This window comes from Pseudomonas sp. W2Oct36, assembly GCF_041060465.1.
GTDB classification, from domain to species: Bacteria; Pseudomonadota; Gammaproteobacteria; order Pseudomonadales; family Pseudomonadaceae; genus Aquipseudomonas; species Aquipseudomonas graminis_B.
The window spans coordinates 1-22,277 of the sequence record NZ_JAUERW010000019.1 but is presented as its reverse complement, the minus strand read 5'-3'; the positions used below and the strand labels follow the sequence as shown (position 1 = coordinate 22,277).

At 60.5% G+C, this 22,277-nt stretch carries 19 protein-coding genes; 8 read left to right on the top strand and 11 right to left on the bottom strand.

Annotation, left to right across the window (positions count from 1 at the left end; all coding sequences use genetic code 11):
• Positions 1-344 precede the first annotated feature (344 nt).
• From QWI18_RS20995 to QWI18_RS20965, 7 genes are all read right to left on the bottom strand, one after another.
• Positions 345-1,331, bottom strand: a complete 987-nt coding sequence (locus QWI18_RS20995; protein ID WP_369319742.1) for a restriction endonuclease — start codon at positions 1,329-1,331, stop codon at positions 345-347.
• Positions 1,332-1,475: 144 nt separating this feature from the next.
• Positions 1,476-2,399 (bottom strand): HNH endonuclease, encoded by a 924-nt coding sequence (locus QWI18_RS20990; protein WP_369319741.1) that lies wholly within the window; start codon positions 2,397-2,399, stop codon positions 1,476-1,478.
• A 232-nt stretch (positions 2,400-2,631) separates the two neighbouring features.
• Positions 2,632-3,165, bottom strand: a complete 534-nt coding sequence (locus QWI18_RS20985; RefSeq protein WP_065992778.1) for a transposase — start codon at positions 3,163-3,165, stop codon at positions 2,632-2,634.
• Positions 3,166-3,419: 254 nt separating this feature from the next.
• A complete protein-coding gene (locus QWI18_RS20980; RefSeq protein ID WP_037012114.1) occupies positions 3,420-4,667 on the bottom strand; it encodes a ribonucleotide-diphosphate reductase subunit beta in 1,248 nt (415 codons plus the stop codon).
• Between the two features lie 676 nt (positions 4,668-5,343).
• Entirely contained in the window at positions 5,344-5,958 is a 615-nt protein-coding gene (locus tag QWI18_RS20975; protein ID WP_369319740.1) for a putative adenosine monophosphate-protein transferase Fic, read from the bottom strand.
• Positions 5,958-6,128 (bottom strand): YhfG family protein, encoded by a 171-nt coding sequence (locus QWI18_RS20970; RefSeq protein WP_122535490.1) that lies wholly within the window; start codon positions 6,126-6,128, stop codon positions 5,958-5,960. The genes QWI18_RS20975 and QWI18_RS20970 overlap by 1 nt, the downstream gene beginning before the upstream one ends.
• A gap of 112 nt (positions 6,129-6,240) precedes the next feature.
• Positions 6,241-9,156 carry a ribonucleoside-diphosphate reductase subunit alpha gene (locus QWI18_RS20965; RefSeq protein WP_065992783.1) on the bottom strand — a complete coding sequence of 972 codons (2,916 nt, stop codon included), beginning with the start codon at positions 9,154-9,156 and terminating at the stop codon, positions 6,241-6,243.
• Between the two features lie 630 nt (positions 9,157-9,786).
• Between QWI18_RS20965 and QWI18_RS20960 the strand changes: the two genes are divergently transcribed.
• The 3 genes from QWI18_RS20960 to fhuF are packed head-to-tail and all read left to right on the top strand — an operon-like array spanning position 9,787 to position 12,911.
• Positions 9,787-10,524 (top strand): response regulator, encoded by a 738-nt coding sequence (locus QWI18_RS20960; protein WP_369319739.1) that lies wholly within the window; start codon positions 9,787-9,789, stop codon positions 10,522-10,524.
• A 3-nt stretch (positions 10,525-10,527) separates the two neighbouring features.
• Positions 10,528-12,180 carry an ATP-binding protein gene (locus tag QWI18_RS20955; protein ID WP_369319738.1) on the top strand — a complete coding sequence of 551 codons (1,653 nt, stop codon included), beginning with the start codon at positions 10,528-10,530 and terminating at the stop codon, positions 12,178-12,180.
• Complete coding sequence (gene fhuF / locus QWI18_RS20950) at positions 12,180-12,911, top strand: siderophore-iron reductase FhuF (RefSeq protein WP_369319737.1); 732 nt, start codon at positions 12,180-12,182, stop codon at positions 12,909-12,911. The genes QWI18_RS20955 and fhuF overlap by 1 nt, the downstream gene beginning before the upstream one ends.
• On the opposite strand, the gene QWI18_RS20945 is transcribed toward fhuF, so the two are convergent.
• Positions 12,862-13,587, bottom strand: a complete 726-nt coding sequence (locus QWI18_RS20945) for a 4'-phosphopantetheinyl transferase (protein ID WP_369319736.1) — start codon at positions 13,585-13,587, stop codon at positions 12,862-12,864. The genes fhuF and QWI18_RS20945 overlap by 50 nt on opposite strands.
• Positions 13,588-14,256: 669 nt before the next feature.
• Here QWI18_RS20945 and QWI18_RS20940 point away from each other — a divergent pair.
• From QWI18_RS20940 to QWI18_RS20925, 4 genes are all read left to right on the top strand, one after another.
• Positions 14,257-14,685, top strand: coding sequence for a hypothetical protein (locus tag QWI18_RS20940; RefSeq protein WP_369319789.1), 429 nt, complete (start codon positions 14,257-14,259; stop codon positions 14,683-14,685).
• 138 nt (positions 14,686-14,823) lie between these two features.
• Positions 14,824-15,501 (top strand): response regulator transcription factor, encoded by a 678-nt coding sequence (locus QWI18_RS20935; RefSeq protein WP_192133924.1) that lies wholly within the window; start codon positions 14,824-14,826, stop codon positions 15,499-15,501.
• Positions 15,498-16,841 carry an ATP-binding protein gene (locus QWI18_RS20930; RefSeq protein WP_065992797.1) on the top strand — a complete coding sequence of 448 codons (1,344 nt, stop codon included), beginning with the start codon at positions 15,498-15,500 and terminating at the stop codon, positions 16,839-16,841. The genes QWI18_RS20935 and QWI18_RS20930 overlap by 4 nt, the downstream gene beginning before the upstream one ends.
• Before the next feature lie 299 nt (positions 16,842-17,140).
• Positions 17,141-18,478: a dicarboxylate/amino acid:cation symporter gene (locus QWI18_RS20925; RefSeq protein WP_192133922.1), complete on the top strand. Its 1,338-nt coding sequence runs from the start codon at positions 17,141-17,143 to the stop codon at positions 18,476-18,478.
• A 205-nt stretch (positions 18,479-18,683) separates the two neighbouring features.
• Here the strand turns inward: QWI18_RS20925 and QWI18_RS20920 are convergent, their stop codons facing one another.
• Both QWI18_RS20920 and QWI18_RS20915 read right to left on the bottom strand, forming a co-directional pair.
• A complete protein-coding gene (locus QWI18_RS20920) occupies positions 18,684-19,178 on the bottom strand; it encodes a SprT family zinc-dependent metalloprotease (protein WP_296316048.1) in 495 nt (164 codons plus the stop codon).
• 83 nt (positions 19,179-19,261) lie between these two features.
• Entirely contained in the window at positions 19,262-19,864 is a 603-nt protein-coding gene (locus tag QWI18_RS20915) for a Yip1 family protein (protein WP_369319735.1), read from the bottom strand.
• 321 nt (positions 19,865-20,185) lie between these two features.
• Here QWI18_RS20915 and ttcA point away from each other — a divergent pair, with 321 nt between their 5' ends.
• Complete coding sequence (ttcA, locus tag QWI18_RS20910) at positions 20,186-21,010, top strand: tRNA 2-thiocytidine(32) synthetase TtcA (protein WP_065992805.1); 825 nt, start codon at positions 20,186-20,188, stop codon at positions 21,008-21,010.
• 147 nt (positions 21,011-21,157) lie between these two features.
• Here ttcA and QWI18_RS20905 read toward each other — a convergent pair whose 3' ends face one another.
• Positions 21,158-22,075, bottom strand: a complete 918-nt coding sequence (locus tag QWI18_RS20905; protein WP_369319734.1) for a dihydrodipicolinate synthase family protein — start codon at positions 22,073-22,075, stop codon at positions 21,158-21,160.
• Between the last annotated feature and the right edge of the window lie 202 nt (positions 22,076-22,277).

The following is a 22,277-nucleotide window of genomic DNA, read 5'->3' as shown; positions in this document are numbered from 1 at the left end:
GAAGCCACTTTAGGAACGAAGGGCGGCGGGGGCAAATGAAACCCGGGTAACTATTGGTTAGCGAAAATGTTATGTGCGGGGAGGGGGTGAGGGCGGAACTTTCTGGGTTTCGTGGTGCTTCGCGGCACGGCGCTTTGTATGAGGGCCGCCAGATAGTTCCTGCCAGGCACACATCCACTGTAGGAGCGCGCTTGCCCGCGAAAATCGTGCAGCACCTGATTCGTCACTGACACACCGCCATCTCATACCGCCGCTAGCGTGTTGGCGCGGCGGGGGCTGGTTGGTGCGAGATTTGTGCGGAACACGTCAGGGGTTAGCTGACGTGCTCATTTGGACTGGCGGCGTTACTTCACCGTCATCGGCGCGAAAATCGCCCGGATCCCACGGCATTTTGGATAAGCCACACAACCCCAGAAATTCCCGCCCGCGTTGGCGCCGGTTCTCGCGACACGTATCACCATGGTTTTGCGGCAGTGTGGGCACAGAGGCGCTGGGGGCAGGGCAGCGGGTTCAGGCTCGGCTTCTCGTGTGACGGGTGGCGTCGCGGTTGGAGCTGGCGCTTGAACGGGGATCGGAGCTGGAGCGGGACTTGGCGTAACGACCACCTCTGGCTCAACGATGGCTGGCTCGACACGCTCTGACACCACCTCGACCGTCGGCCCTGGACCAGGCTTCTTCGCCTCGGCGATCCACTGCTTCAGCACCGATCCGTCGACCAGTTGCACGTTGCGACCTGCTGCAAAATCCCTCGCCGGTTTGGTGAATGTCCCACTGGTGACCACGAAACCGCCGACAGCGCCCTCAGCCGCCATCGCGCCATACAACTCCCGCACCACCGGCACACCGACCTGCACCGAACGCCACTGCTTGCACTGCACCACGTACGTCTCGCCGTCTTTGCGCGCGATCAAATCAATGCCGCCGTCCGGGCCGTTTTTGCCTGTTTCCCGTACTGAGTAGCCGCGCCGGCCTAGGGCTTCGCCCACCAGTAACTCGAACTCGTGCCAAGAGATGCTCAGCAGTGGGTTGCCTTTGGTGGCGGCGGCGGATTCGAGGAGATTGCGGCGTTTGCGGCGGCCGATGATAGAAGCGATGGCGCCGGCGGTGAAGATGAATGGCAGCAGGTATTGCCCAAACAAAGCGCCGGTGTGCGCCATGGTGCTGAAGACTACCGACTGCAAATGCTGAGGGTCGGAGTAGACGGGCATTGGCGCGGTCGCTACCGAGTGCAGGTAGAGGCCGGAGCTGATCGCAATGAGCGCGCTGATCCACCAGGGCAGTTTGCTGGCGATGTGAAACAGGTCTTCGAAGAGGGAGGTTTTTTTGGCCATGTCCTTGGTCTTTTGTTTGGTCCGTGAGGGTGGAGATTTTGCGAGCGCTCAAAAATCTGTAGGATTGAGCTTGCTCGCGATGCGGCGTGGCGGATAACCGTGTATCGGCAGGATTACTCACACCGATAGAGCATTCACTTGTACCTACGTTGGTACTGCGGACTTTTTCGATCTTTTAGCTTCTTGCAAAGCTTTGGCTAATGCATTCTCCTTCGTCATTATCGCGACACGAAGTTCTTCATTCTTCTTGCTGCCATCTCTCCCGTAGTGAATCTCGCGATGGCACGTCGGACACACCCCGCCCACGAAGTTGGGGTGATCCAATCCCCCGTCAGAAAGTCGATTTACATGGTGGGGCTCTAGGTATGGAGCGCCGTCGACTTTGTAGAAGGGGGCAGGTTTTCCGCAGCTCTCACAGGTCCCATCTGCTCGCAGTAACACGTAGCGTTTTACTTTTTTACTCCGAGCGTAAACAGTTTTTAACACAAGGTTTTGGTCTCCCTCAGGCGTGTCGGAAGCCTCAAGCGCCGTCTTTCTTGCGGCCGAGAGCGACATGTCCACCGCCTCGTCTTCTTCGTTATCTGCATCAGGTTTGACCTCATCCTGCACATTCACGCTCACGGGGACTAAGCGGAAGACGATAGTTCTTCTCTTGTTGCCGTGTTTGTCGAGGCCTTCGCCCCATTGATAACTTGCACAGCAGAACTCATCTAGATAGCGATGTCCTTTTCCGTGACCCAGCGATTCAAATAGGTGCAGCGCTCGCCCCTCACGCGCATGGTTCAGAATCGCGAGGTTTCCTTTCGACAGCGTCATGTCTCCGGTCTGACCTTCCCCTGTGTAGGAGTAGACACCCAGGTCGTCTTTCTTATCGTGGTAGCCGTACTGCTCCCCGGATTTACCGGTGAATATGAAAACAGCACTCGATTTTGTTGAGCGAGTAATTCCCGGCTGATAACTGCCTCCATAGGGGAGGTGGATGTCGCGCTGTCGTTGGTAGATTTCTCCTTTGGTGAAGCGCGGCTGAGCGCGCTCAGGCTGAGTAGAATCAACCTCCTTTGACGACATCCTCTGGCTTAACGTGGGGGGCACTGTTCCATTCCGCGTGTAGGAAAAATTACCTAGCACTGTACGAATGGTTTGGATTTTTGGCTAGTAGCCTTACGCCTCTTATCCTTGGCCTCGCGATTAGCCGATCCCCTCAGACTTCGGGCGGGCTACCACCTTGATTTCAAAGTTCAGGTGATCCGATCGTTCCCACGCTCTGCGTGGTAATGCAGCCCAGGACGCTCCGCGTCCTTCAGCACCAACGTTGTACCTCGATCAAACCCGACTCACCTTGATAATCACGCGCACTCGAATATCGCCATTGCTCCCCGAAGTCGACATACCCTCGCTTCACAGGGTTCTGGTGTATGTAGTCGAGCTTCTGCTGCATGACATTCTCGCTGTAGACCATCTCCGCATGCACGCCTTCCTGCCAGACCTGATAAACGCGGTCGACCTTATGCGCGCGCTTAGCGAATCGAAGGCGTTGGAGGGTGCTCTCAGCATTCGCGAGTTGGAGGTAGTCGATGATGTTTCGCGCCGTGTAAGACTTGAACCCAGCTACAGATTTTGCGAGGTCTGGTGATTGGGCGAGATAGTGAAGATGATTTTCTAAGACGACATACCCATAGAGCTGTAGACCCTGATTCGCTTGTTGATAGCGCCATGTATTAAGCACGATGTCGACCAATGCCGGGCGGGTAAAGAGCGGCAGCCATTCGACGATGGTGCAGGTCAGGAAATGGGGTTTATCGATTTCCGTGATCATGTAGCGGCTTCGGCCCATGGATTCGTCCTTTAATCTGAATGGGGGCGGAGCGTCGGAGGCTAGTTTAAGTGGGTGGTAGGGAGTACCGCATTGGTGTTGCTGGGTGCTTCAGCCTGTTTAGTCGGCTACGGCGTGATGGACGCGGAGCGTCTAGGGCTGCATTCCCACGCGGAGCATGGGAACGATCAAGGTGCCTGCTCGGCGGTCCGCAATAAAAAGGGCCGCCATTTCTGGCAGCCCTTTCGTGTGCAGTTCACTAAGTCGAGATCAAATCAATCCCAGCTCAAAGCCCCACCCGTCTGATACTCAATAACCCGTGTCTCAAAGAAGTTCTTCTCTTTCTTCAAGTCCATGATCTCGCTCATCCATGGGAACGGGTTCGTGGTCCCTGGATACTCTTCCTTCAAACCAATCTGGCTCAAACGACGGTTCGCGATGAACTTGAGGTAGTCCTCCATCATCGCAGCGTTCATGCCCAGTACACCGCGAGGCATGGTGTCGCGGGCGTATTCGATTTCCAGTTGGGTCCCTTGCAGGATCATCTGAGTTGCTTCTTCCTTCATTTCGGCGTCCCACAGGTGTGGGTTTTCGATTTTGATCTGGTTGATCACGTCGATGCCGAAGTTTAGGTGCATGGACTCGTCACGCAGGATGTACTGGAACTGTTCTGCGACGCCGGTCATTTTGTTGCGGCGACCCATGGAGAGGATCTGGGTGAAGCCGCAGTAGAAGAAGATGCCTTCCAGGACGCAGTAGTAGGCGATCAGGTTGCGCAGCAGTTCTTTGTCGGTTTCGACGGTGCCGGTTTCGAACTTCGGATCGGAGATCGAACGGGTGTACTTCAGGCCCCAAGCTGCCTTTTTGGCGACCGACGGGATCTCGTGGTACATGTTGAAGATCTCGCCTTCGTCCATGCCCAGCGATTCGATGCAGTACTGGTAGGCGTGGGTGTGGATCGCTTCCTCGAAGGCCTGGCGCAGGATGTACTGGCGGCATTCAGGGTTGGTGATGAGGCGATACACGGCCAGCACGAGGTTGTTGGCAACCAGGGAGTCGGCGGTGGAGAAGAAGCCCAGGTTGCGCAGGACGATGCGGCGCTCGTCGTCGGTCAGGCCTTCCGGGTCTTTCCAGAGGGCGATGTCCGTGGTCATGTTGACCTCTTGCGGCATCCAGTGGTTGGCGCAACCGTCGAGGTATTTCTGCCAGGCCCAGTCGTACTTGAAAGGCACCAGCTGGTTGAGGTCGGCGCGGCAGTTGATCATGCGTTTTTCGTCGACCGCGACGCGGGCGGCGGAGCCTTCGAGTTCGGCAAGACCTTCAGCGACGTCCAGTTTGTCCAGCGCGGCTTTGGCGCGGGCAATGGCGTCGGAGTCGTTTGCGCTGACGGCGCGGGCTTCAAGCGCAGCAGCACCACCGGCGCTGTCGAGTTTGTCCATCGCGGCTTCGGAAGCGTGACCGGCGTTGGCGCCTTTGGCGGGTTCAGCGGCGTCTTCTTTGTCGAATTCGTCCCAGCTCAGCATGGTGAGGAGGCTCCTGCTAGAGGACCGGTTTTACGCGGCCTGTGGATTTTAAAGTATGCGTTGCCAGCGTTGCTGATAGCGGGGCTGGCAACGGGAATAGGTTGGGCGGTTCTTAGTGCTTACTGTGATTGATCGACAAAGATGCTAAACGCTGCTTCGGATCGATCGACGAACATGCTGCGAGGGTTGCCTGCGTTGCACCTGCGGAACAAGTCAGCAGAGGCTGATTTCAGAGTGACGATTTTGCGAGTGCAAGCGGTCATTTTGAGTACCCTGGATGAGCGCGGGATTATACAGATTTTGCCCGGCGCAGGTTCGTCCGTGACGGAATTTGAGGGCCGATTTGCCGTCATTTTCCTTTGCGTTAATTCCCGATTCGTGCGTTGGGAAAACGGCCATTGAATCAGGTTGGATCACGTATCTAGTGTGTCTACGTGTTGCGAGACACATCATATAGTGCGTCAGATCGCGCGGCAATCGGTTGACAGGCGTCAATGTGTCGCTACGAATGCGGCGACAGAAGCGGCTTTTTTGCTTTCAGATGGTAATCGTTGCGGATTCAAAGGGCCGTAGCTTCAGGCGCCATCGCATCGGCCGTTATAGGCCCGCAATGTTGATGAAAAAATTGGGACCTAATCGCGACGAATGGCGTTACGCAGGTGACCGGTCACCCAAATCAAGCTCCTTTGCAATCAATTGCAATCGCCCCCCCAACACACCGCTCAAACACCCGAACCAACCCCTCATAATCACACCCCACCGCATCCACATTCGCCCGTATCCATTCCTCCGCTTCAACCGGCCACCAGCTGATCTCAAACCCCGCATTCACGATGAGGTGTTCAAACAGAATCCGCTGCGCCCGCCCATTTCCTTCTCGAAACGGATGAACCACGTTCAAATCCCCAAACAGCTCCGCACTGGCCGCAATCAAGCGCCCCCGATCCAGCTCCTGAAACCAGTTCGCGTCGGCCAATGCCTTGAACAGCTTGTTGGCCTCGGGCTCGATGCGGTGGGTCACGCAGAAGTGGGTCTGGTCTTTGGAGATGTCGACGGTGCGCAGTTCGCCCGCCCAGTCATAGAGATCGGCGAACAGCTGGCGGTGGATGGCTTGCAGGTAGGGCAGGTCGTAGGGAGGAGGGGAGAAGTCGATGGCTTCGGCGGCGACTTCGGACAGGTCGCGCTCGGCTTGGGCCAGGGTCTCTGCGTCGGTGAGGTCGAGGCGGTTGCGCAGCACAGTGCTGCCGGGCGGACAGTAAGGGTCCTGTCCGACGCCGTATTTGTCGACCATCAGGCCTGTTTTTTGCGGTAGCTGGTGAGCAGCTCTTCCCGGGAGGGCAGGCGGCGTTCGGAGTCGGCGGGCGAGCTCTCGTAACCTTCCAGACGCAGGCTGGCGGCGTAGTTGGAGCGGCGCGTTTTGGCGCAGTAGGCTTTTTTGGACTCTAGCGAGGCAGCTGGCATGGGCATTCTCCTGGCTGGGAATGAGGGGAGTGTAACGCAAGAAGGCCCCGCGCCCTAGGGGACGCGGAGCCTTCAATCAGGGCGTCACCCGAAGGTGACGCTTGACGCGCTGTTACTGGCAGGCTTCGCAGTCCGGCTCGTCGATCGCGCAAGCTTTCGGCACTGGCGCTGGACCGGCCGGAGCCGCTTCGGCTGGACGCGGGGCGGTGATCGCCGAGTCGTCCGGGCCGTGGCCACCGCTGGAAACGGCGTTCAGCTTGCCGGTGTTGATGGTCGACTTCTCGGTGCTGGTCGCGGCCAGGGCACGGAGGTAGTAAGTGGTTTTCAGACCACGGTACCAGGCCATGCGGTAGGTCACGTCCAGCTTCTTGCCCGAAGCGCCGGCGATGTACAGGTTCAGCGACTGGGCCTGGTCGATCCACTTCTGACGACGGCTGGCCGCGTCAACGATCCACTTGGTGTCCACTTCGAAGGCCGTCGCGTAGAGGTCTTTCAACTCCTGCGGGATGCGCTCGATCTGCTGCACCGAACCGTCGTAGTACTTCAGGTCGTTGATCATGACCGAGTCCCACAGGTCGCGGGCTTTCAGGTCGCGAACCAGGTACGGGTTGATCACGGTGAATTCGCCCGAGAGGTTCGATTTCACGTACAGGTTCTGGTAAGTCGGCTCGATCGACTGCGACACGCCGGTGATGTTGGCGATGGTCGCGGTCGGTGCGATGGCCATGATGTTCGAGTTACGAATGCCTTTCTGAACGCGAGCACGCACAGGCGCCCAGTCCAGGAATTCGTTGAGGTCGACGTCGATGTACTTCTGGCCACGCTGCTCGATCAGGATCTGTTGCGAATCCAGCGGCAGGATGCCTTTGGACCACAGCGAACCCTGGAACGTCTCGTAGGCACCGCGCTCGTCCGCCAGATCGCAGGAAGCCTGGATCGCGTAGTAGCTGACGGCTTCCATCGAGCGGTCGGCAAATTCCACGGCAGCATCGGAACCGTAAGGAATGTGCTGCAGGTACAGCGCGTCCTGGAAGCCCATGATGCCCAAGCCGACCGGACGGTGACGGAAGTTGGAGTTCTTCGCTTGCGGCACCGAGTAGTAGTTGATGTCGATCACGTTATCGAGCATGCGCACGGCAACATCGATGGTGCGCTTGAGCTTGTCGGTGTCCAGCTTGCCGTCGACGATGTGGTTCGGCAGGTTGATCGAGCCCAGGTTGCAGACCGCGATCTCGTCCTTGTTGGTGTTCAGGGTGATCTCGGTGCACAGGTTCGAGCTGTGAACCACGCCCACGTGCTGCTGCGGGCTGCGCAGGTTGCACGGGTCCTTGAAGGTCAGCCATGGGTGGCCGGTTTCGAACAGCATGGACAGCATTTTGCGCCACAGGTCTTTGGCCTGAATGGTCTTGAACAGCTTGACCTTGCCCGGGTACTCGGTCAGCGCTTCGTAGTACTCGTAGCGCTCTTCGAAGGCTTTACCGGTCAGGTCGTGCAGATCAGGCACTTCGGACGGCGAGAACAGGGTCCACTTGCCGTCGTCGAAGACACGCTTCATGAACAGGTCAGGGATCCAGTTGGCGGTGTTCATGTCGTGGGTACGACGGCGATCATCACCGGTGTTCTTGCGCAGCTCGATGAACTCTTCGATGTCCATGTGCCAGGTTTCCAGGTACGCACAGACAGCGCCTTTGCGCTTGCCGCCCTGGTTTACGGCCACGGCCGTGTCGTTGACCACTTTCAGGAACGGCACGACGCCCTGGGATTTGCCGTTGGTGCCCTTGATGTAAGAGCCCAGCGCGCGAACCGGCGTCCAGTCGTTGCCCAGACCGCCTGCGAATTTGGACAGCATGGCGTTGTCGTGGATCGCGTGGTAAATGCCCGACAGGTCATCCGGAACGGTGGTCAGGTAGCAGCTCGACAGCTGTGGACGCAGGGTGCCGGCGTTGAACAGTGTCGGGGTCGAGGCCATGTAGTCGAAGGACGACAAAAGGTTGTAGAACTCGATGGCGCGGTCTTCGCGGGCTTTCTCTTCGATCGCCAGACCCATGGCCACACGCATGAAAAAGATCTGCGGCAGTTCGAAACGGATGCCGTCCTTGTGAATGAAGTAACGGTCGTACAGGGTTTGCAGGCCCAGGTAGGTGAACTGCTGATCGCGCTCGTGGTTGATCGCCTTGCCCAGTTTTTCCAGGTCAAATTCGGCCAGCACAGGGTTCAGCAGTTCGAACTGGATGCCTTTCTCGACGTAAGCCGGCAGCGCCTTGGCGTACAGGTCGACCATTTCGTGGTGGGTGGCGCTTTCGGCGACACCGAGGAAACCCAGGCCTTCGGCGCGCAGGGTGTCCATCAGCAGGCGGGCGGTGACGAACGAGTAGTTCGGCTCACGCTCGACCAGGGTACGCGCGGTCATCACCAGTGCAGTGTTGACGTCTGTCAGGGCAACGCCGTCGTACAGGTTCTTCAGGGTTTCGCTCTGGATCAGGTCGGCATCGACCTCGGCCAGGCCTTCACACGCTTCGGTGACGATGGTGTTCAGGCGGCCCATGTCCAGCGGCGCGAGGCTGCCGTCTTTGGCGGTGATGCGAATCGACGGGTGCGCTTGCACGGGGGTTTCGCCAGCGCTGCGACCGGCACGCTCCTTGGAGCGCTCGTTGCGGTAGATCACGTAGTCGCGGGCGACTTTCTGCTCGCCGGCGCGCATCAGCGCCAGTTCGACCTGATCCTGGATTTCTTCGATGTGGATGGTGCCGCCCGACGGCATGCGGCGCTTGAAGGTCGCGGAGACCTGTTCAGTCAGGCGCGCAACGGTGTCGTGGATACGCGACGAAGCGGCAGCGGTGCCGCCTTCAACTGCGAGAAAGGCCTTGGTGATGGCGACGGTGATCTTGTCATCGGTGTACGCAACGACGGTGCCGTTACGCTTGATCACACGCAGCTGACCCGGCGCGGTGGCGGACAGGTCCTGCTGGGTCGCACCTGTCTGCGGCGCGGTGGCCTGCGGATTCTCGCGAGTTGTGTCGGTTTGCATGGGTGTCTCCACGTTCTTTAAGTTTGTTTGGACGCGGAGTACGCGCCCACCGTTTCGTCTTGCGGCAGTGAACTGACAAATGTCAGGCCATGACTTCAAGACGAATGGGAAGGCGGATTTACCCTCCCTGGCGTTGAAGTCGAAAAGGGTGCCGGACTTAAGCCCGTCACCCCAAAAACTGTTGCAGAATGCGCATGTGATGTTGCAACACGTGTGCCGCTGCGCGCAGATCCCAAGGCTGGGTGGTCTGCCATTCGCGCTGGCGGGGTAGAGCGGTAGATTCGGGGGTAATTCAGCCCTTCGTACACAGGTAACGCGCGAGAAAAAAACCTTGAAATCGCGACATGACTTGTGTTTGGGATTTAGACAAAAACCCCACATGTAGGGTCTATGCCGTCGAAGGGCTACAAGATATGCGTTTCGGACACTTACTGCAACGCATGACCTGTGGATAAGGCTGTGTGTAATTTGTGTGTGAAACGGCGAAATCCCGTGTAGGCCGCATGGCGTCTGGGATGAGCGCTTTGTCGGCGGCCGAAATCATTTTTTCGGGAATTTTGCGGACGTGAACGCGATCGCGAAAGCCCGTTGCGCAAGCACTATTAATAACAAAAAACAAGGAGCCTCACCGTGCAGCCACAACCCTGGCAGGTGCTGATCGTCGAGGATGACCAGCGGCTGGCCGAGCTCACCCGCGACTACCTCGAAAACAATGGCCTGCGCGTGAGCCTCGAAGGAGACGGCGCGCGGGCGGCCCGGCGAATCGTCGACGAGCAGCCGGATCTCGTGATCCTCGACCTCATGCTGCCCGGCGAGGACGGCCTGAGCATCTGCCGCAAGGTGCGCAGCCGCTATGACGGCCCGATCTTGATGCTCACCGCGCGCACCGACGACGGCGACCAGATCCAAGGCCTGGACATGGGCGCAGACGATTACGTCGGCAAACCGGTGCACCCCCGCGTACTGCTCGCGCGAATCCATGCCTTATTAAGGCGCAGCGAAACCGTCGAAAGCCCCGTCCAGGCACAGCACCGTCTGGAATTCGGCGCGCTGGTGGTGGACAACACTCTGCGCGAAGCCTGGCTCAACGACCAGAGCGTCGAGCTGACCAGCGCCGAATTCGACCTGCTGTGGCTGTTGGTCAGCAACGCCGGGCGCATCCTCTCTCGCGAAGAAATCTTCACCGCCCTGCGCGGCGTCGGCTACGACGGCCAGGACCGCTCCATCGATGTGCGCATCTCGAAAATCCGCCCGCGCATCGGTGACGACCCCGACCACCCGCGCCTGATCAAGACCGTGCGCAACAAGGGTTACCTGTTCGTGCCCCACGCCGCCGCGCAACTGCCATCCCCCAAGCGCGACGGCTGACCGATGAATTCCATCTTCCTGCGCATCTATGGCGGCATGCTCGGCGTTCTGGTGCTGGTGGCATTGCTCGGCGTGCTGACCCTGCATCTGGTCAACGCCGTGCGCGCCGATCAGTACCGCGAGCAATTGGCCCACGGCACCTTCACGCTGATGGCCGACAATCTGCGTGGCATGAATGACATCGAACGCACCCGCGCCCTCGCCGTGTGGGAGCGCCTGCTGGGCATTCCGCTGACACTGCAAACCGCCGAGCGCGCGCACTTGGACGGCGGCGCGCGCAGTCGGCTGAGTCGCGGGCAGGTGGTGGTCGAACAGACCGGACCCCATGCCGCGCAAGTGTTTCGGGAGGTCGAGCCTGGGCTGTCAGGCAATCCGTCCAGCGGCTTGCTCCTGACCGGCGAGGTGCGGCAGATCAGCGAGCAACTGGCCCGCGCGACCATCTTTCTGTTGCTCGACGAATTGGTGCGTCTGCCCGTCGATGAGCAGCCGGCGCGGCTGGAAGACTTGCGCCAGAGCAAGGGTTTTGGCTTCGACATGCAGCTGATCCGACTGGAGAAGCTGGACGTGGATGACGACCAGCGTCGGCGCATCGACGAGGGCGATACGGTGATGGCGCTGGGCAAGGGCGGCGATTCGATCCGCGTGCTGTCCGGTGTCGGCGAAACCCCGTGGGTGCTGGAGATCGGCCCGCTGTTCCAGATGAACCCCTATCCGCCGGAGCTGCTGATCCTGATCGCGTTTCTCGGTCTGTGCCTGATCGGTCTGGTGGTTTATTTGCTGGTGCGTCGGCTCGAGCATCGTCTGCGCGGACTGGAAGCGGCGGCCACGCAGATCGCCCAGGGCAGCCTGGAAACCCGCGTGCCTGTAGCAAGTGCGGGGGCGGGCGCGGATTCGGTCGGGCGGCTGGCGTCGGCATTCAACGGCATGGCCGAGCACCTGCAGCGTTCGCTGATGATCCAGCGCGAGCTGGTGCGCGCGGTGTCCCATGAGCTGCGTACGCCGGTGGCGCGGTTGCGTTTCGGGCTGGAAATGATCAACGACGCCACGACCCCGGAAGCGCGGCATAAATACATGGTCGGCATGGACAGCGATATTCAGGACCTCGACAAGCTGGTCGACGAGATGCTCACCTACGCGCGCCTGGAGCAGGGCGCGCCGACCCTGAATTTCCAGCGCATCGACCTCGACGCCCTGATCGATCAGGTGATTGCCGAACTGGCGCCGCTGCGGCCGAATATCAGTGTCAGGCGCGGGGAGTGTGTTGATGCGCTGCATCGTGTCGGATCGGGCGAAGAGCACTGGGTGGAGGCCGAGCCGCGATACTTGCACCGTGCGCTGCAGAATCTGGTGAGCAACGCCATGCGCCACGCCGAGTCGGAGGTACGCATCGGCTATCAGTTGAGTGAAGAGCGCTGTCGCATCGACGTGGACGATAACGGACCCGGCGTGCCGGAAAGTGCCTGGGAGCGGATCTTCACGCCGTTTATGCGTCTGGACGACAGCCGCACCCGGGCGTCGGGCGGGCATGGGCTGGGATTGTCGATCGTGCGCCGCATCATCCACTGGCATGGCGGCCGCGCGCTGATCGGGCGCAGCCAGACCCTCGGCGGCGCGTGTTTCAGCCTGGCCTGGCCCCGCCAGCAAGGGGAGGCGTGATGTTTGACGGTGCCTTGGCCGGGTTTGCCCGCACGGTGGTGGTTGATCAAAAGCGGCCTGTGTCGCCGTTGACCGAGCTGTTGCAGGATGAGGTTTTGGATCGCCTGCTGCTTAAGGTGTACGGGCCGGCATTGCTGAGGGAGCAGTTGCCGGTGCTGGTCTCGCAATGGATGAAGTACTACGCCATGCAGCTGATCCCGCCGGTGGTGGTGGCGAGTCTGTCCTATGGCTTGGGGTGGACGCTGGGGCTGGATCGCCTGAGTTTTGCCCTGCATGAACGTGGCTATCTGGATGGGGTGAGGTTTGAGGGGGCCGTTACGCCGGTGGCGGTTTCGGACGATCCGTTCGAGCGGTTTGCGCCGCTGCTGGAGAATCTTCAGCACGTGATCGATCGCTTGAGTGCCTACGGCGATGTGCCGACGGCGGTGCTGTGGGGCAACGCCGGAGATTATCTTGAAACCTGCTTGCGGCAGTTGTCTGCGGCGAGCGAGGTTTCAGTTGCGGCAGGGTATGGGCTGTTGCGGGAACGGCTGAGGCCGGATGGGCGGCGCAATCCGCTGTTCAATGCCGTTAGCTATATAGAAAAGGAAGGGCAGATGGTTCGGCAGCGGCGCACGTGCTGTTTGAGTCATCGGGTGGAATGGGTGGGGCGGTGTGGGCATTGTCCTTTGGGCGCGGCCGTCAGCCTCGAATCGCCACCAGACTCAACAGCTGCCCATCCTGCACGCTGAACTGCGCGTCCAGCGCCTTGCCGTTGTGCCATTCCGCCGACAGATCGATGTTCAGCCGCAGGCGCGCAGTGCCTTCGTCTGACCAGTCGAGCAACTCGGCGGCCTCGAAATAGAACCGCTTGAGCACGATGGGGTAGAGCGCCTTGAACAGGCTTTCTTTCAGGGAAAAGGTCAGGGTGACGAGCTTGGCTGCTTCATGCTCGGGGCTGGCGTTCAGGCGTTGCATTTCCGCCGGGGTCAGAATCTCACTGGCCAGACGCACGGCGCGCTCGTGGCTCATCAACTGTTCCACGTCCAGCCCTAGTCCGCGCCAGTCTGATTTGCGCGCCACGATCGCGGCGGCCCAGCCGGTGCTGTGGGTGATCGAGCCGGTGACGTCTTCAGGCCAGACCGGCGCGCGGTCTTCGCCAATCAGCGGGACGTGGAAGCGGCCGTCCAACCGGCGCATCGCCTCCCGCGCGCACAAACGACCGGCGAGAAACTCCGTCTTCCGCTTGGCCACCGACCGCTGAATGGAGGCGGGCGGCTCGATGAGACAGCGCTGAAAATCGCCGTCAATGAGCTTTTGCGGATCGAAGCGACTGCTCACCAACACCACATCCGCCAGCCCATGGGGCAAGGGCCAGTGGGCGGTGAGGGCGGGGCAACAGTCAGGCAGTGTCGGGGATCGAGTCATGCCCGGCATTCTGCCGGAACCGCGGTGTTGGGCGCAAAACGGGTTTGCGGGCAGGCAAATCGTCTTCGCGAGCAAGCTCGCTCTGCTAGCCTCTTCCCGGCTGAAGCCGGTCCCACAAAGAGCAGCGCGTGCACTCAGTGAAATGCGTGTTGATCAAACCGGCCTCTTCCCGGCTAAAGCCAGTCCTACAGTGGCCGCGGTAGATCTGTAGGACCGGCTTCAGCCGGGAAGCTTTTGATCTTCATGCGCAGAAAGCTCAGACACCGCCAATCGCGACTTGGGTGCAGGCTGAACGCAGGTCTCGCGCAGTGGGCCGAGCCGCATGGATGCGGCGAGAGCGCCGTCAGGACATGGATGTCCGTTCGGCGCGGGCCCACGGAGCGAGACCGGAGTGAAGGAACCCTGAGGAACGAAGGGCCCAACCAAGAGCAGGCACCCTTGGTTACTTGGGGTGCTTTTCCAAGTAACTCGCCGAAGGCAAAACCCGAGGCCGTTAGGCCGACACAAGAGATCTTCGCTGCCCGGGAATTCAGCGCCAGGCACAGAACCTGTGGGAGTCAGCTTGCTGACGAATGCGGTGGGTCAGTACGTGTTCAGGAGGGGTTCAGCGCTGGCTGGGTATGCTCCAAACCGTACCCAACAAGGCGCCTGGCGCCGGAGGACCTGCTCATGCTGACGTTCAACAAGCTCTTTCTGGCGCTGGCGTTCCTTGGCAGCAGCGCGGCGGCGCAAGCGGCTGATGGCAACGCGGACCTGTCCCGCACCGACTTCGGCAAGAACACCGAACGCGCCGACCGCCTCAACGGCCTGCGCCGCAGTCTGGCCACCACCAGCCAGGTCGGCAATTGGAGCCAGGCTTTCAGCCAGCAGCCTGTGGACGATCCCTACGCCGCCGGCTACGGAAATCTCACCGCCCGCGTCAATGGGATGAGCGTTCAAACGGGCAATCTTCCGGCCTTTTACAGCGTGCAGATGTCTTCACCGGGCACGTCTAGACTGTTCGAGACCGGCGCACCAGCCCGCACAGCGCAGCAACCGCCCTCGTTGAGCCTGAGCGAGAGCCCGTACACCTATTTACCTGTCCACCACGTTTTATAAGCCGGTTTATAAGCCGCCAGCCTGTTTTTAGCGGTGTCTGGATTGCACAATCACTGCCGGGCTCGTCACACTGCACGCGCTCGGCAGCGTCGTTGAGACTCTTGAAAAAAGAGGGTTGCCTTTGCCTGGGAGAGCGTCATGAAATTGCTGGTTGTCGAAGATGAAGCCCTGCTGCGTCACCACCTGCAGACCCGTCTGACCGAAAGCGGTCACGTCGTCGAAGCGGTGGGCAACGCCGAGGAAGCGTTGTATCAGGCGGGCCAGTTCAACCACGATCTGGCGGTCATCGACCTGGGCCTGCCGGGGGTGGGCGGTCTCGACCTGATCCGCCAGCTGCGCGTGCAGAACAAGGCATTCCCGATCCTCATCCTGACCGCGCGCGGCAACTGGCAGGACAAGGTCGAAGGCCTGGCTGCCGGCGCCGACGACTACGTGGTCAAGCCCTTCCAGTTCGAAGAGCTCGAAGCGCGCCTCAACGCCTTGCTGCGACGCTCCAGCGGTTTCACCCACGCGACCATCGTTGCCGGGCCGCTGACCCTGGACCTCAACCGCAAGCAGGCGTCCCTGGACGAACAGCCCCTGGCGCTGACCGCCTACGAATACCGGATTCTCGAATACCTCATGCGCCATCACCAGCAAGTGGTGCCCAAGGAGCGCCTGATGGAGCAGCTGTACCCCGATGACGACGAGCGCGATCCGAACGTGATCGAAGTGCTGGTCGGCCGGCTGCGGCGCAAACTCGAAGGGCCCGCCGGCTTCAAACCGATCGACACCGTGCGCGGCCTGGGCTACCTGTTCACCGAGCGCTGTACATGATTCGTTCGCTGCGCCTGCGTCTGATGCTAGGCGCCGCGACCTTGGCCGTCATCTTCATGCTGCTGATGCTGCCGGCGCTGCAGAGCGCCTTCAGCCTGGCGCTGGAAAGCTCCATCGAAAAACGCCTGGCGTCCGACGTCACCACGTTGATCTCCGCCGCTCGGGTCGAAGACGATCACCTGTTGATGCCGTCGTTATTGCCCGGTGAACAATTTGCCCTGCCCGACAGCCGCTTGCTCGGCTACATCTATAACCGCGCCGGCAAACTGGTGTGGCGCTCCCGGGCCACCGAAGACGAAGCCATCGACTACCAGCCACGCTACGACGGCCGCGGCAACGAATTCGCCAAGATCCGCCAACCCAACGGCGAAGAGTTTTTCGTCTACGACGTCGAAATCAAACTGCTCGGCGGGCGCAACGCCGCTTTCAGCATCGTCGCCCTGCAACCGGTGCGCGAATACCAGGAAACCATCTCCGGCCTGCGCCAGAAACTCTACCTGGGCTTCGGCGGCGCGCTGCTGGTTCTGTTGATTCTGCTGTGGGGCGGGCTGACCTGGGGCCTGCGCGCCCTGCGGGGCATGAGTCAGGAACTCGATCAGGTCGAGGCCGGCTCGCGGGAAAGCCTCAGCGAAGAACACCCCAGCGAACTGCTGCGCCTGACCGACTCGCTCAACCGCCTGTTGCGCAGCGAACGGGAGCAACGCATTCGATACCGCGACTCCCTCGACGATCTCGCCCACAGCCTGAAAACCCCGCTGGCCGTGCTGCAGGGCGTCAGCGAGCAGATTGCCAAACGGCCGGAAGACCTGGAGCAGGCGCGGATTCTGCAATCGCAGATCGAACGCATGAGCCAGCAGATCAGCTATCAATTGCAGCGCGCCAGTCTGCGCAAAAGCGGGCTGGTGCGTTATCACGTGGCCCTCAGGCCGGTGGTGCAAAGTCTGTGCAACACGCTGGAAAAGGTCTACCGCGACAAGCGCGTCAACGTGGTCCTCGACCTGCCGGACAACGGCCAGGTGCAAATGGAAGAGGGCGCCTTGCTGGAGATGCTCGGCAACCTGCTGGAAAACGCCTACCGCCTGTGCCTGGGCGAAGTGCGCGTGAGCTGGCGGTCATCGATGATGGGCGACGAGTTGTGCATCGAAGACGACGGGCCGGGCGTTCCGGAGAGCCAGCGCGCACGGATTCTCGAACGCGGTGAGCGGCTGGACACGCAAAACCCGGGGCAGGGGATTGGTCTGGCGGTCGTCAAGGACATCATCGAAAGCTATGGCGCGCAGCTGACCCTGGGCGATTCGGAACTGGGCGGCGCGGCCTTCCGCATTCAGTTCGCCATCTAACCTCAAGGCGTTCCCACGCCCGTCGAGGCGGATACCCGCCAGTGTGGCGAGGTATTTGCCGCCAAACGGCGGAAAACCGCCATCCCTTTCCGGTTTACGGGTCTACCGTTAAACAGACGGTTCACGGAAACCGGGCCTCTCCTGCGATTTATCAACACTGGCACGGTGCCTGCAAAGCACTGGGCAGAGGTCTGCCGCGCGCAGCTCGACAAAAACAAATCCCTCCGAGCAGGAGGGTTCGCACTTTAGGCGTCACTGCAACCGGAATGCTGCAGCTCGATGCTCTTGAGGAAACTGCAATGACGACTCGTCAGCCCATCTATAAATCCCTTTACGCCCAGGTGATCGTCGCGATCATCGTCGGTATCGCCCTCGGCCACTGGTACCCCGAAACTGCCGTAACGCTCAAACCGCTGGGTGACGGTTTCATTAAACTGATCAAAATGGTCATTGCACCGATCATCTTCTGCACCGTCGTCAGCGGCATCGCTGGCATGCAGAGCATGAAATCCGTGGGCAAGACCGGCGGCTACGCGCTGCTCTACTTCGAAATCGTCTCGACCATCTCGCTGATCATCGGCCTGATCGTGGTCAACGTCGTCCAGCCGGGCGCCGGCATGAACATCGACGTGTCCACCCTCGACGCTTCCAAAGTCGCGGCCTACGTGACCGCCGGTAAAGACCAGAGCATCGTTGGCTTCATCCTCAACGTGATCCCGAACACCATCGTCGGCGCATTCGCCAACGGCGACATCCTGCAAGTGCTGATGTTCTCGGTGATCTTCGGTTTTGCCCTGCATCGCCTGGGCGCGTACGGCAAGCCGATCCTGGACTTCATCGATCGCTTCGCCCACGTCATGTTCAACATCATCAACATGATCATGAAGCTTGCCCCGATCGGTGCGCTGGGCGCCATGGCGTTCACCATCGGTGCCTACGGCGTCAGCTCGCTGGTGCAACTGGGCCAACTGATGCTGTGCTTCTACATCACTTGCCTGCTGTTCGTGCTGCTGGTGCTGGGCTCCATCGCTAAAGCTCACGGCTTCAGCATCCTCAAGCTGATCAAGTACATCCGCGAAGAGCTGCTGATCGTGCTGGGTACGTCGTCCTCCGAGTCGGCACTGCCACGCATGCTGATCAAGATGGAGCGTCTGGGCGCGAAGAAATCCGTCGTCGGTCTGGTGATCCCGACCGGTTACTCGTTCAACCTCGACGGTACTTCGATCTACCTGACCATGGCCGCGGTGTTCATCGCTCAGGCCACCAACACCCACATGGACATCACCCATCAGGTCACCCTGTTGCTGGTGCTGCTGCTGTCGTCCAAAGGTGCGGCAGGCGTGACCGGTTCAGGCTTCATCGTGCTGGCCGCGACGCTGTCCGCCGTGGGCCATCTGCCGGTGGCCGGTCTGGCGCTGATCCTCGGCATCGACCGCTTCATGTCCGAAGCCCGCGCCCTGACCAACCTGTGCGGTAACGCCGTGGCAACCCTGGTGGTCGCCAAGTGGGTCGGCGAGCTGGACGTTCCGCAGATGCAGGCCGAGCTGGCGTCTGGCGGTCGTGCCATCGATAACACCGCGCCGACCGACGACCTGGGTGTGGCTGAAACCGCGCCTACCCCTGTTGTGCGTTCGTAAGATGCGTTAGCGGTAAAGGTTGTTCAAAAAGCCTGTCTTCGGACAGGCTTTTTTATGAGTATTTTTTGGGCGCTGGCCGCGGGCTACTCCGCGGACACAAAACCTGTGGGAGTCAGCTTGTTGAAGAATGCGGTGGGTCAGACAAAGGGGGGCGACTGACCCAATGCCTTCGCAAGCAAGCTCGCACACAATGGGTCTGCGGCAATCACTCCACCCGCGTCTCGCCGCTGAACACTAGAATCTCCCGGCAGCGCTTGCACAGATACCGGCGGCCTTTGCGCACTAGCTTGTGGCGCTGGGCGGTGAAGGGGAAATCACTTTCCGGGCACGGGCAGCGGTAGATGTAGCGAGTTACGCTGCGGCGCTGGATTTCGTAGGTGTGGCAACGGTTCGGCGGCAGCTCGTAGACGCCGCGCATGATCAGCTGCCATTCCTCGCCATGGGGCTGGATGGTGTCGCCGAACAATTGGTGAGCGATCAGATGCGCGACCTCGTGGGGGACGGTCTGGCGCAGAAAGTCTTCGCTGTTTTCGAGGTACAGCTGCGGATTGAAGCGCAGCATGTTCTCGTGCAGGTGGGCTACGCCGGCCTTCTGGCCGCGCAACTTGACGCTTACCACCGGACGTTTGAAGGGACGTTTGAAGAAGTCTTCGGCTTGCTGGTAGCAGGATTCGACGCGGGTGTTGAGAGGTTCGAGCATGTTTCATCGGTCTCCAGAGGAGGCGAGTATGCCGCAAAGCTCATGTACCGCCAAAACCCCAGGCGCCGAATGGTCACCCTGTATCAGTTCGTGAATTCCGGCCCGACTCCGACGCCCCACAGCACCACCGTAAAGGCCATGATCGCCACCAACACCACCAGCCCGACCGCCAGCACCGAGCTTGAGAACATGAAGCCTTCGTCGGGGTGGACGCCCATGAACACCGGCAAACCGACGTACAGCAGGTAAACCGTGTAGCAAACCGCCGCCAGCCCGACCATCATCCCCACCCACATGTGCGGGTACAGCGCGGCCAGCCCGCCGAGGAACAGCGGCGTCGCCGTATAGGTCGCAAAGGCGACGCAGCGCGCAGGGCTGGGCGTCGCGTCATAGGTGCGCGCCATCCAGTGGATGAAGCCGCCCATGATGCCGACTCCGGCGAGCATGGCGATGTACGACATCAGCGCCATCCACACTGCACTGTCGCTGGTCAGCATGACCGGCGCGCGGTCGCCTATTTGCCAGCCGACCTGCGTCGTGCCGATGTACGCCGACACCGCCGGGATCGCTGCCAGTATCAGTGTGTGGGTGAGGTACATATGGCCGATGCTTTCTTCACCTTCGCTACGTATCTGTTGCCATTCCTGATCGGGGTGGGTGAACAGCCCCAAGACGTGATGGATCATGTCCTTTACTCCCGTGAAGTGTGTCAGCGCTTGCGACGCAGCGCCTGACCGCCAGATGCCGTCAGGACAAGGTCTCAGTCGAGCAAGGGAAATGGCTGGGACCTCTCAGGTCAGTATAGAAAGCTGATCACTCCAAAACCGGATGCGTTAGAGCGATTGAGGTGTTCAAACACGCGGCTAATAGCGGTTAGCGATCAGAGACCCTCCGAAACCGACCGCGATCGAACCCGCAACCGGCCATTACCCGAGGCGGTCTTTTTGCGTAAAATGCCGACCCTTTCCCCACCTCACTTCACACCACAGCGAGCGGATACCAGCGCCATGGGCACCCTTTCAGTCAATCAGAACAAACTGCAGAAGCGTCTGCGTCGGCTCGCGGGCGAAGCAGTGGCCGACTACAACATGATTGAAGAGGGCGACAAGGTGATGGTCTGCCTGTCCGGCGGCAAGGACAGTTACACGCTGCTGGATGTGCTGATGCATTTGCAGAAAGTCGCGCCGATCCACTTCGACATCGTCGCGGTGAACATGGACCAGAAGCAGCCAGGCTTCCCCGAGCACGTCCTGCCGGCGTACCTGGCGCAATTGGGCGTCGAGTACCACATCGTCGAGAAAGACACCTACTCGGTGGTCAAGGAATTGATCCCCGAGGGCCGGACCACCTGCTCGCTGTGTTCGCGCCTGCGTCGCGGCACGCTGTATACGTTCGCGGATGAAATCGGCGCGACCAAAATGGCCCTCGGTCACCACCGTGACGACATCGTCGAGACGTTTTTCCTGAACATGTTTTTCCAGGGCAGCATCAAGGCCATGCCGCCCAAGCTGCGCGCCGACGATGGCCGCAACGTGGTGATCCGTCCGCTGGCCTACTGCGCCGAGAAGGACATTCAGGCCTATTCGGACATCAAGCAATTCCCGATCATCCCGTGCAACCTGTGCGGCTCCCAGGAAAACCTGCAGCGTCAGGTGGTCAAGGACATGCTGCAGGAATGGGACCGCAAAACCCCGGGCCGCTCCGACATGATTTTCCGCAGCCTGCAGAACGTCCAGCCGTCGCAACTGGCGGACCGCAACCTGTTCGATTTCACCAACCTGCGCATCGACGACACCGCCGCCTCGCGGTTTGTGAATGTGGTGAATGTGTAACGCCGACATCCCGGTTCCCGGCTAAAGCCGGTCCTACAATGGTCGCGAGTTCCGTCAGTAGGACCGGCTTCAGCCGGGAAGAGGCCGGTCTGTACTCCATAGATCTGCGCCGAAACACGCAAATCCGTCACCCCAAAACCGCAGGCATCACAACCCCACATCCGGCAACACCGGCTTGTTCGCCAACGCGGTCTTCATCAATTTCTCGACATATTCCCGATCACTGTCCGGCAGCGCCAGACGCGGTGGGCGGGTGAGGGCACTGCCGCGTTCCATGATCGCTTCGCACAGCTTGATGCACTGCACCAAGTCCGGACGCGCATCCAGGTGCAGCAGCGGCATGAACCACTCATACAGCGCCATCGCCTCGGCAAAACGCCCTCCCTTGGCCAGACGGAACAAGGTCTCGCCCTCTTTCGGAAAGGCGTTGGACATCCCCGACACCCAGCCCACCGCGCCCACGGCGACGCTCTCCACCAACACATCATCGAGCCCGGCAAACAGCACGAAGCGATCACCGACTTCGTTGCGCACGTCGATAAAGCGGTTGGTGTTCCCCGACGAATCCTTGAAACACGCGATGGTGTCGCAGTCCGCCAGGGAGATGAGGATGTCCGGCGTGACGTCGTTCTTGTAGATCGGCGGGTTGTTGTAAACCATCATCGGCAGGTCGGTGGCGGCGGCCACGGTGCGGAAGTGCGTGGCGGTTTCGAAAGGCTTGGCCGAGTACACCAGCGCCGGCATCAGCATGATCCCGTCGGCGCCGGCTTTCTGCACTTGCTTGGCAACGTCACAGGCGTTGGCGCTGGTGAACTCGGCGATGCCGGAAATCACCGGCACGCGCCCGGCCGAGGCGTCTTTGGCGGCTTCCACCAGGCTGATTTTTTCAGCGACGCTCAGGGAGGTGTTCTCGCCCACCGTCCCGCAGATCACCAGCCCCGACACGCCATCGCGCACCAGGTTGGAAATGACCTTATGGGTCGCCTCCAGATTGAGGGAGAAATCGTCATTGAATTGCGTGGTAACGGCAGGGAAGACCCCGCTCCAGGATACGGACTGGCTCATGATTGACTCCTGATTGGGTAAAGGTATTTCGTATACGTTCTGGTTTGGGCGTATGACGCCCTTCTTTTTCTGCGTTAGCGGTGCTTCAGGCTGTCCCCGACCCCTTGTAGGAGTGGGGGTGGTGGGGGCTGCGGCGGGGGGGGGGCCACCACCCACCCCGCCCCTACCCCCAAGCCGGCCGCCCCCCACCTCCCCGCTGTTG